The sequence below is a fragment of the Chryseobacterium sp. CCNWLW53 genome (assembly GCF_037083525.1).
In the GTDB taxonomy this organism is placed as follows: domain Bacteria; phylum Bacteroidota; class Bacteroidia; order Flavobacteriales; family Weeksellaceae; genus Chryseobacterium; species Chryseobacterium lathyri.
The window spans coordinates 1,055,711-1,067,538 of the sequence record NZ_JBAOJR010000001.1 but is presented as its reverse complement, the minus strand read 5'-3'; the positions used below and the strand labels follow the sequence as shown (position 1 = coordinate 1,067,538).

The window sequence follows — 11,828 nt, the reverse complement described above, 5'->3', positions numbered from 1 at the left end:
AAAACTTGGGAATGGGTTAATTGACTAATTGCTTTCCTAAACAAACATACAAAAAAACCAGAGCAAGTTCATATGCTGTGGCAACTTTTGTTAATAAAAAAAGCCGTCAACACATATTGTTAACGGCTTTGTATACTTATTTTAATATTACTTCTTCTTAGCTGCTGTCTTTTTTACTGCAGTTGTTTTCTTTGCTGCAGGTTTCTTAGCTGCCGGCTTCTTTTTCTCTGCAAAGGCATTTTTATCCTGGTCTGTGATCCATTTTTTCACCTCATCCAGAGATACATCCTTCAGCTCTTCAGCCTCATATTTGGTGTCATCTTTTTTCTTAGGAATCTTGAACATGGCTTTCCCGAATTTAACGAATGGGCCCCATCTTCCGTTTTCAATAGAAATTTTTTCTTTTTCCCATTGCTGGATGTATCGGTTGGCTTCTTTTTCCAGCTTGGCATCAATTAACTCATTGATGTCACTCTGTGAAAGATTATCGAAGTTATATTTCTTAGGAACATTCACAAAAATATCTTTGTATTTGATGAACGGTCCGAATCTTCCTGTTCCTTTGGTCACCGGATCTCCTTTATAAGTAGCAATTGGCGCATCAGCTTTTTTCTTTTCGTTGATGATCTCTTCTGCACGCGCCTGGCTTACAGAAAGAGGATCTTCACCTTTCGGAATGCTGATAAATGTCTCTCCCCACTTCACATAAGGTCCGAATCTTCCTACTCCTACAGAAACTGCCTGACCCTCAAATTCATTAAGTTCGAATGGCAGTTTGAAAAGCTCCAGTGCCTCAGCTAAAGAGATGGTTGCAATATTCTGTCCCGTCATTAGTGAAGCGAAGATTGGCTTTTCTTCATCTTCCGTTTCACCGATCTGAATCATCGCTCCGAATCTTCCGATTCTTGCATGAACATTTTTACCGGTCTTAGGATCTACTCCAAGAAGCCTGTCGCCATTCGCTCTGTCTGCATTTTCTTCTACATCTTCAATTCTCGGGTGGAATTTTGAATAGAAATTGGTCATCATTTCTTTCCACTTCTGATCTCCGTTGGCAATTTCGTCAAAGCTTTCTTCTACTCTTGCTGTGAAGCCATAGTCCAGGATTTCTTTGAAATTATCTGTCAGGAAATCATTAACAACCTCACCAATATCTGTAGGTACAAATTTATTTTTGTCGCCCCCGAATTTTTCTTCAAGAACTTCTTTTTTGATCTTATCTTTTGTAAGAGACATCTTAACCACTTCACGGGTTTGAGGATCTATCTCTCTTTTGTCTACATATTCTCTGTTCTGAATGGTCTGGATCGTCGGCGCATAAGTAGACGGACGTCCAATTCCTAATTCTTCCAGCTTTTTCACCAATCCGGCTTCCGTATATCTTGCACTTGGTCTTGTGAATTTTTCTGAAGCGGTTATTTTTTTATAACTTAAAACTTCCCCTACATTTACTTTAGGAAGCAGTTTTTCATTGTTTTCCTCATCATCGTCTTCTGTCTTTACAATTCCGTAAGCTTTCAGGAAACCGTCAAAAATAATCACCTCCCCCTGTGCTTCAAAATGCTGGGGCAGTGATGTGTTTCCTATTTCAATCACAGTCTTCTCAATTTTAGCGTTTGCCATTTGGGAAGCCAGTGTTCTTCTGTATATTAATTGGTATAATCTGTTCAATTGGGCATCACCGATACTTTTCACCGCAAAATCAGTCGGACGGATCGCTTCGTGAGCTTCCTGTGCAGAGGCTGATTTTGTAGTATAGTTTCTTGGTGAAGAATATTCAGCTCCATATTCTGAAGTGATCTGCTTTTTTGCACCTTCGATCGCTTCCTGGGAAAGGTTCACGGAGTCGGTTCTCATATAGGTAATGTACCCTTCTTCATATAGCCTTTGTGCAAGGCGCATGGTATTGGTTACGTTATATCCTAATCTTGAAGAGGCTTCCTGTTGCAGGGTAGAAGTGGTAAATGGTGCAGATGCAGAACGTGTTCCCGGTTTTGTTTCAACATTCAGGACTTTAAATTCTGTAGTTTTTGCTTTTTCAAGGAATTTTTCTGCGTCTTCTTCTTTTTCGAAGTCTTTTTTAAGCTTTGCAGCAATTTCCTGCTCAGCTTTATTTAAGAAAATTGCATCCAGCTTGAAACTTGCTTTCGGAACAAACTCACGGATCTCTTTTTCTCTTTCTACAATTAATCTTACAGCCACAGACTGTACTCTTCCTGCAGAAAGGCCTGGTTTTACTTTTTTCCAGAGAACCGGAGACATTTCAAAACCTACGATCCTGTCCAAAACTCTTCTTGCCTGCTGGGCATTCACAAGATTCTGATCAATATCTCTGGGATTTTCAATGGCTTTTAGAATGGCATTTTTAGTAATCTCGTGGAAAACAATTCTTTTTCTGTTTTCGGGTTTCAGTTTCAATTCGTCCGCCAGGTGCCATGCGATAGCTTCTCCTTCGCGGTCTTCATCGGAAGCCAGCCATACCATTTCGGCTTTCTTTACGGCAGCCTTTAATTCTGTTACCAGTTTCTTTTTGTCAGCCGAAACTTCGTAATCAGGACTGAAGGTGGCAAGATCTATTCCCATACCTTTTTTCGGAAGGTCACGGATGTGTCCGAAACTCGATTTCACTTCGAAATCCTTCCCTAAATATTTCTGAATAGTTTTTGCTTTTGCCGGGGACTCTACAATTACTAAATTTTTCGACATTCTAAAAAAATTTTTTGCAAAAGTAAAGCTTTTTTATTATATACATTTTGTTAAAACGGTTTAATTTAATATTTAGATGTGTTTAACATGCGTTCCTGAGGGCATTTTTAAAGATATCAAGTCCTTTAGGGCGTAGGGTTTAGCTCGAAATTTAACTTTAATAAAATAGATGATATAGAATTTTTCATCAACAGTGATAGATGCAAGCATATGCCGTTATAAAAAAGCAGAACAGGAAATTCTGTTCTGCTTTTATGGCTTTTTAAAGTTTCTACTGTTTAATAATTTTCACAATTTCTTCAGAATTGTTAATCCTTACTAAATATACTCCTGAACTTAGAGCTGACAAGTCTGTTCTTCCGTTTTCAAACTTTCCGGATTTAACAAACTGTCCAGCAACATTATAAATCTGATAATAATAGCCTGTTTTATCCGAAGCATTAATATACAGTATATCCTTTACTGGATTTGGAAATAATGATATTTTCTTCTCATTTATCTTTTCCTTCATCTCAGTCGTGCTCAAGACAGCCGCTTCTTTTCCTGCAGCCATAGCTGTAACCTGTAATCTCGGAATGGGACCAGCTTCATTTCCCTGAGCGTCGTACTTCACTCTCACACATCGGCAGCTTATTCCTAAATAGGGATCATTATTATCATTAAATGCAATAAACCGGTTGGCCGTAGAAGCTGCATCAAACAAGACATTAACAGATCGCCCCAGATAGTTTGCAGCCAAAGCTGCTGTCCAGACACCAGGATACTGAAAGTTGACTGTATTGAATGTTCCCTGTGGAGACTGATTAGCTATAACATTTCTGAATCCGCGCGAACCCGAATCCGGGAAATTACCAAGTATATAAGATGGACCTATAAACATATACCCTATAGTAGAGGTTGTGGAAGGATTTCTGACTCTATATCCTGCGTAATCTGTACTGACACTATAAAAGGTCGCTATATTTTTATCTTTTTTATACCAGGGCGACTGCCCGAAATCCTGATTAGAAATTAATGCCACATTGGTGACATCCGGGATCCTCCAGCCCTCCGGGCAAGGATCAAAAGGTGATTTTTTTCCTCCTCTGCCCCATCGGTCAGCAGCAAGATTTGGTTCATTGGCCAGCCAGTCCGTCCCATTGGTATAATTAGGCATTGCACTGTTATAAGGAGCAAAAACACTTGGGATCATATATACCAAAGGATTCTTCACAGAGTAAGACAGTACTTTTGCAATTTTATCCGCTGGTTTATCGGCACTCTGCACAATTGGAGCTGCATAAGTATTATAAGGAACAATATAGTTTCCTGACATATTATTATAGGCAGCAGGAGTTAGTGTAGTATAAACTATAGTTCCGTTACTCGATGCTGTTCCTAAAAACACATTAAATGATGCTCTGTTGTCTGCATACTGAAAGGTAGGAATCGGGTCTTTTCTTCCCCATTGATAATGTAGTCCTGTAGAAGCTCTTATTTTTGCAAGTTCTGCAGCTGTTGGTGTCATCGCATTGGCAACTATCGGAAATGCATCTATCGCTCCCAGGTTCCTGTCCATAAATTCTGTCTGAAACACAGCATCCGCTTTATTTACGTAATTCACATAGTTGACCGCTTCAGCCATCGGAAGTTCTGTCCTGTAGTTATAAGACCCTAAAGAGGAATCGGTTATCCAGATATGCCAGCTCCAATACACCGGTGAAGAAATGCTTCCGTTATGAAGTGTCACTACAGCATTCCCACTCTGGTTCGGATTAATCTCCACCGAAATTTTTGAGCTGCTGAGACTCTCAAGTGAGACCGGGGAAGGATTAACGACCAACACTTTATTAATCAGAGCTGTATTAGTCGTCCAAAGCACATTTACTTTTAGATTATTGAAGTTGGGGGCATCTAAGATTTCCTGATTATTCAAAAGCTGACTTTGCACTGAAAAGGCTTTGCTTACCGGGATTTCCACAATAAAAGGCGTTGAATTTTTAACAGCCTGATAGGTATTAGGATTATTGATTCCTTCTCTGTATTCTGTTTTCGGAGCAAGATATTCGGAAGGAAAATTATAATCATTTACGATATAAAGAGGGTCTTTGATGCATCGACATCCATTGGCATCGGAAGTATACATTCCTGACATAGGCACATAAAAATATCTTCCTTTAATATTGGGATAATTAGGATCCGGAATATCGGACTGTCCTTTATCAGGGATCATAAAAAGCCCTCTGGTGATAACCGCCGGGGAAGTATCAAAATGCCTGGCCATTGTTGCCGTCCATAAGGCAACGTGATGCTGGTCGGTATACTGCCCCTGGTGGGCATTCCTAATCAACTGTCCTGTTCCCGGAAAAACTCCCATATTATTCCCACCGGCATTGGAAAGATCAAAACCAAAGTTAGGGTAGACCTTAAATCCTGTCATGAATGACGGTACTCCTGTATCTGTAGGTTTAATAATATGATACTTGTTTGCTTCGAAAACATTTTTAGCCATATTGCTTCTGACACCGAAAGGGGAAAAATCCAGTCTGATATCATCTATATAAGACTGTGAGGCTAAATTCGCTACCAGCATTGACGGTATTCTCCATCCGTTGGGACATGGATCATAGGGAGATTTATCCCAGTAAGGTTTTGCACTTGCATTATTGTTATATCCCGTACTGATGAGTCCCCGGGAATTATCAGACCAAAGGTTAAGTTCTGAGAGCCTGCTATCCGGAATTCCGGCAGCATTTCCAAACCAGTTAACCGGAAGATTGGGGTTGTTATTGTAATAAGCCTGGCCGCTGTTATCGTCTTTGTTCACATAGATCAGACTTAATGGATTTTTCACAGAAAGCCTGATATTATTGGTTATCTCTGCATTTGCAAGCGGAACGTATTTTGTGAGGTTATCAATATTTAAAGCACCGGTAAAGTTTTTCGCGCCTCTATGCCTGATCCTCCCTATGGATCCTGACACTTCATAGAAGTCGTTCCCTCTTGTTACCAAAGGCGGAATCGGATCTTTTCTTCCCCATTGGTAGAGCAGTCCCATACTTTTGCTCCAGTCCGAAGAAGTAATGGAGCTGCTTAAAGCTCCGAGATTACGGTCCATCCATCCCCAATCTGAATCAGGAATCCGCTCAACCGTTCCATCTCCCCTAACTCTTGTGATACTATCAAAACTTTTGTAAGTGGATCCGTTAGTAGGATCATCGGTCACCCAAATATGCCAGCTCCAATAGATTTCACTGTTTACTCTTAAGGCAACCACAGCATTTCCTTTTTTTGCTTTGTTGATGGGAACTTTTATTTTGGCATTTTCATCGGACCCTAAAATTTCCAGCGAGTATCTCTCCCCTGATTTTATCAGACCATGAGAATCTTCCCACAATACCTCAGCTGTCTGGTTGCCGGAAGGGATTCCGTCCCCTTTAATGTATCCGTCCCCCTGCCACATAGCATAAGCTTTTCTTACCGGAATCAGCAAACCTTCGCTGTTTTGGCCGGGATCAAAAATATAACTGTTGGGAGCTTTTGTCCAGTCCGAAACGACTGCCCTTCTGTCAGCAGGCTTTGTTAAAGTATCTTTTGCAGATACTGATTTTTCTGTATATCCATACGGAAGATTTTCTTTCAATCCTCTACTATTCCTAGAATAGGTACAAATCGACACTAAGCAAAAAATTGCCGCAAAACTTTTAACTAAATTTTTCATATCCTTAGACTTGTGTGTCATTTACATGAAATACAACTTTTAAGCCTTTATCAACAATAAACAATTAAAAATATGAATAGAAAAACAATATGTTAATTGTATTAATAATAAATCATCATTAAAAGATTATAAATACGAAAACGGCACTTTGTAGAATACAAAAGTAGAGTTTTCAATTGATAAATTTTTATGAGGATAATCACCGTTTAAAAAAAGAGGAATAAGGAATAAAAAAAGACAGCATTGGAGCTGTCTTTATAAAATATAGTCAATAAAATAATTCTAAGGGAGAATGTGATTTTTATAAAGCTCAATGGTAAATCTACCTACTTTAATATTTAAGAAGGAGGAGAAAACAACAAAGTTAAAAATAACAAGTGCAATGATAAAAGCATAAATCATTTTTTTCATGCCACTCGATACTACATACATTGTATTGGGGATCAGCACGTAAGAAAACCCGATAAATGCACCTACAAGTCTGGATGAGAATACCGGATTGTTCCTGAAAATAAAATAAAAGCATATTCCCACAACGGCATAGCTTCTATGGTATTCATAATAGGGATACAGCTCTTTCATCTTGGTATCAAATGCAAAAAGAAAGAACGTCAAAATCATCATCATGGCTTCGGGAATTCCAAAACCTCCGTTCAGTCTTTCTGAATATTCATCCATATATCCATTTAATCCATTCACCAAAATATTATCTGAGGCCATACTGTCTAAAAAGCTTCCAAAAGCCCGGTATATCTCGAATGGCGAAAGAAATATGGAGATGATGATCAGGACCAGCATGACGGTTTTACTCAGTGGAATACGGGCCAGCCAGTACATTGGGAGAAACAGGTAGCAAACGGTATGTATACCCGATCCCAGGAATATAAAAAAGAGATAATGCCATAATTTCCGTTCTTTAATGTAGCGTACGGCAAAATAAACAATAAATGTCCCCAGATTTTGCCTGATCTGCCCGCTTTCCCCCACAAAAAAGTAAGGAATAAACATGAACAGGGTAAATGTAAAGGGGTAAAAAGTATTATCCTCTGTATATTCTATCTTGAAAAAAACCGCACAGATAGCAATAACCAGGGTAAGCACATAAAAGGGTGCATTAAAGACATTCAGCAATATCTTATTAATGAGTGTATACAGCCATTCCACTTCCAGATGATCCGGACCCTCCATGTGGAGCATCTTCATAAAAATACTGTAATAGCTCTTTGTATCAGAATAAATGTAAATTGCCTTGTAACTTCCATAATCCGGGCCTACATTATCCCTGAAGCCAGCCAGTAAAATAAGATAGATCCCCAGGAACCACAACCACTTTTTTTCTACTCTTTTACCAAAAACTTCCTGTACACTAAAGAAAAGCATGTATACAATCGCAACGATGAAATATGGATGTAATAAACTCATGCTAATTTAGTGTTTTTTGTAACCGGTGCAGTACGCACAAAGAAGATGCAAATCTGTAATAAGAGAATGCAGGCAGCAGAAAAGAGAATGCTCCTGCCATTAGAAATCCGTTAATTTTTTCATCATTTTTTTTCAACATATCTAAAACAGATTCTTATTTAGTAATAATATTGGTTTAAAATATATTTTAAGAGGGAACTTTTGCAAAAGTAGAATATTTTTTTATTCTGCCTAGAATATTTTATTGATTTTCAGATAAACTTATAGCTTAAATGTTTTGAACTAATACTGAAAAAATTAAATTTGCAGACTTGATTTCATAATGTAATGCATCGTTTCTTTATATTTTTATATTATCTGATTTCTAAAAACAAGCTTCTTTCAGCAATTCTTGCTTTAGGAATAGCTGTAATATGTGGTGTTTTTGCTTCAAAAATTAACTTTGAAGAGGATATCAACCAGATAATTCCTAAAAATGAAAAGTCCGATCTTACCGCAAAAGTCCTTAAACAGCTCAATTTTTCAGATAAGATCATTGTGATTATAGAGAACAAATCCAATGAAGACAGCTTTCAGCTTTCTGAAACGGCCGATAATTTTCTGCAAAAGATGGAACCTCTGAAAAAATATATAGGTTCTGTTCAGGGAAAGGTGAACGACAGTGAAATCTCGGAAACATTTGATTTTGTCAACCAAAATCTGCCTCTTTTCCTTGATGAAAATGATTACAGGGAAATTGAAAGGAAACTTCAAAAAGACAGTATATCCAAGCAGGTAGAGAATAATTATGTTTCTCTGGTCTCACCGACAAGTCTTGTAACAAAGGAATTCATCAAAAAAGATCCTTTGGGAATTACTTACTTAGGAATCAAAAAACTGAATGCTTTAAACATCAGCAAAGATTTCAAGCTTGAAGACAATTATATAGTCACAAAAGACGGGAAAAACCTTTTGCTTTTCATAGATCCTAAAAATGAAAGCAATAACACCAAAAGCAACGAAGCTTTCATCAATCAGCTCAACCAGATAAAAGACAGCATCAATAAACAGTTTAAAGGAAAAACAGAGCTTAGTTATTTCGGCTCTCCGGTAATTGCCGTGGCCAATGCCCAGCAGATAAAAAAAGATATTCAAAATACGGTCATGATCTCCATGGCGGTACTTCTGATCCTCCTCATCTACTATTTCAGGAATTTCTTTACTCCCATTATCGTATTTCTCCCAACTGTATTTTCGGTATTGCTGGCCCTGCTGATCCTTTATTTTATAAAAGACAGAATTTCAGCTATTTCCTTGAGTGTAGGTGCCATCCTTATCGGAATCACCATAGATTATGCACTCCATATTCTTACCCATTACAAGCACAACAATAATATAGAAGAGCTGTACAAAGAGATCACACAACCCATTATACTGAGCAGTGCCACAACTGCTGTCTCTTTTTTATGTCTGGTATTTGTACGTTCTGAAGCACTGAAAGATCTTGGTCTCTTTGCCGCGATTACAGTTATTTTCTCTTCCGTTACTGCACTGATCATTGTACCTCAGCTTTATAAGCCCAAGCAGGAAAAGGGTAAGCACAGCATTAATTTTATCGACAGGATAGGTTCTTATCCATATGAAAAGAACAAACCTCTGATCATAGGCTGCTCTATCATTATTATTGCCTGTCTGTTCGGTTTCCGGCATGTAGGCTTCAATGAGGATATTGGTGACCTCAATTATATTCCGAAAGACTTAAAAATAAGCGAGGCCAAACTTCAGAAACTTTCTGATATCACTTCAAAATCCATTTACACTATTTCTTATGGGGACTCGGAGGAAGAGGCACTGGCAAGAAATTCGCGGCTGAGCAACTTTCTTGAGAAGGAAAAACAGCAAGGAAAAATCCTGAGCTATAATTCACTGGGAAATATTGTCCTTTCTGAAAAAGATCAGAAACAAAGGATCGAAATATGGAATAAATTCTGGGATGGAAATAAAAAGGAGCGTACTGTTTCTGAACTGGTAAACAGCGGAAATCAATTTGGATTCAACAGCAATGCTTTTGACAATTTCAATGAAATTTTAAATAAGAGCTATACAACATTAAGCCTCAAAGATTACGAGAAGGTAAAAGCATTACAGATCTCGGAATTCCTGAGCAATGAAAACGGATTTTATACGGTCTCCAATGTTGTAAAAGTAGATGAGAAGAAAAGAGACACCTTCATAAAAGACGTTGAGAAGAACCACGATGCTCTCGCCATTGACCGCCAGCAAATGAATGAGAACTTTTTGGGTCTGTTGAAAAGAGATTTCAGTACGCTGATCAACTATTCTCTTCTGGCCATTATCCTGACCATTATTGTTTTCTTCAGAAATTTTGAGCTTACTGTTCTCACCATGTTCCCTATTGTATTAACAGGAATCGTAACGGCGGGGATTCTTTATTTCTTAGGATTAGAACTAAATATTTTCAGTACCGTAGTCTGTACACTGGTTTTTGGAGTTGGGGATGATTTCAGCATTTTCCTGACCCAGGCCATGCAAAAGGAGCATACAACCGGTAAAAATGAGCTTCCAACTTACAGAACGTCTATTATTCTTGCCGTTTTCACGACCATCCTATCAATCGGTTCTTTGATCTTTGCAAAACATCCGGCATTACATTCACTGGCATTGGTCGCCCTTATCGGGATGTTCTCTGTGATTATCATTACCTCCACGCTGTATCCGTTCTGGTTCAGATTATTAATCACAAACAGAGCAAAAAAAGGACTTTCTCCTATTACTTTCAGGCTGTTCTTACGATGCATCATATCATTCTTTTATTATGGTTTGGGAGGATTCGTTTTTTCACTGATCGGAAGTGTATTTATCAAAAGATCAAAAGGAAAAACTTTAGATATTATTAAATTAATTTTAGCTAAATTTTTAACATCTGTATTGTATATTACTCCCTTTGTAAAGAAAAGAGTTATTGGAAACCCTGCGGAAGATTTCAGCAGACCGGCAGTGATTATAGCCAATCACACTTCTTTCCTGGATACACTTGCTATTGCAATGGCGACTCATAAAATCATCTATCTGGTCAATGACTGGGTATATGACTCTCCTGTTTTCGGAAGATTGGTAAGAGCACTTGGCTTTTATCCGGTTTCTAAGGGAATAGAGAACGGGATGGAAAAACTGAAAGAAAAAATTGAACAGGGATATTCCCTCGTTGTTTTCCCCGAAGCAGAACGATCTTATACGAACGATGTGAAAAGGTTCCACAAAGGAGCATTTTATCTTGCAGAACAGTTCGGACTTGATATTCTCCCTCTGTACATTCACGGAAACTCCGAAGTGCTGCCAAAAGGAGACTTCATTATCTATGACGGAAGCATTACCGTAAAAGTAGGGGAAAGAATCAGCAAAGATGATCTGAGTTTCGGAAAAAACTATTCTGAAAGAACAAAAAAAATCAATGCGTACTTCAGACTGGAATTTGCAAAACTGCGACATGAGCTGGAAGACGAAAATTATTTCAGGAAAAAATTATTCTTAAGCTACCTCTATAAAGACAGTGAAGTGGTAAAAGAAGTAAAAGATGATTTTACTGCCCATAAATCTGTTTATTTTGAATTGAACAAACATATTCCGAAGGATGCATCCATCCTGCATATCGCAGATGATTTCGGACAGAAGGATATCCTACTTACCCTTTATCAGGCAGAAAGAAGAATTTTCTCTTTCATTGAAAATGATGAAAGAAGACAAACGGCAAGACAGACTTATTTGGTTAAAAGAAGAAAGCTGAATTATATTAATAATCTTTCGGAAATCAATAAAAATATTGATGTACTGCTGGTTTCAGATCATAATTTTGATATCAGTACACTGAATGAACTTCCTGAGAGAATTATATTCCTGAACACAGCATCCAAAGAGCTAAACAATCCAGGTTATTCACAGGAATTTAATTCCCAGGCAATAAAAATATTCAAAAAACAGTAAATAAATATGAAAAGCATAT

The 11,828-nt window shown here is 37.9% G+C and carries 4 protein-coding genes; 1 reads left to right on the top strand and 3 read right to left on the bottom strand.

All coding sequences use genetic code 11. The annotated features are described in order from the left end of the window. Positions 1-147: 147 nt before the first annotated feature. From topA to V6R96_RS04965, 3 genes are all read right to left on the bottom strand, one after another. On the bottom strand, positions 148-2,706 hold the full coding sequence (topA, locus tag V6R96_RS04975; protein ID WP_336378173.1) for a type I DNA topoisomerase: 2,559 nt from the start codon (positions 2,704-2,706) through the stop codon (positions 148-150). Positions 2,707-2,977: 271 nt separating this feature from the next. Then, positions 2,978-6,328: a T9SS type A sorting domain-containing protein gene (locus tag V6R96_RS04970; RefSeq protein ID WP_336380185.1), complete on the bottom strand. Its 3,351-nt coding sequence runs from the start codon at positions 6,326-6,328 to the stop codon at positions 2,978-2,980. Positions 6,329-6,688: 360 nt separating this feature from the next. Continuing rightward, complete coding sequence (locus V6R96_RS04965; RefSeq protein WP_223557662.1) at positions 6,689-7,828, bottom strand: EpsG family protein; 1,140 nt, start codon at positions 7,826-7,828, stop codon at positions 6,689-6,691. A 327-nt stretch (positions 7,829-8,155) separates the two neighbouring features. Between V6R96_RS04965 and V6R96_RS04960 the strand changes: the two genes are divergently transcribed. After that, the gene (locus V6R96_RS04960; RefSeq protein WP_336378171.1) at positions 8,156-11,809 is read left to right on the top strand and encodes an MMPL family transporter; all 3,654 of its coding nucleotides are present in this window, start codon (positions 8,156-8,158) and stop codon (positions 11,807-11,809) included. The last annotated feature ends 19 nt before the right edge of the window (positions 11,810-11,828 follow it).

Coding starts and splice junctions, on each gene's coding strand:
- topA (WP_336378173.1), bottom strand. CDS start 2,706: ATGTCGAAAAATTTAGTAATTGTAGAGTCCCCGGCAAAAGCAAAAACT.
- V6R96_RS04965 (WP_223557662.1), bottom strand. CDS start 7,828: ATGAGTTTATTACATCCATATTTCATCGTTGCGATTGTATACATGCTT.
- V6R96_RS04960 (WP_336378171.1), top strand. CDS start 8,156: ATGCATCGTTTCTTTATATTTTTATATTATCTGATTTCTAAAAACAAG.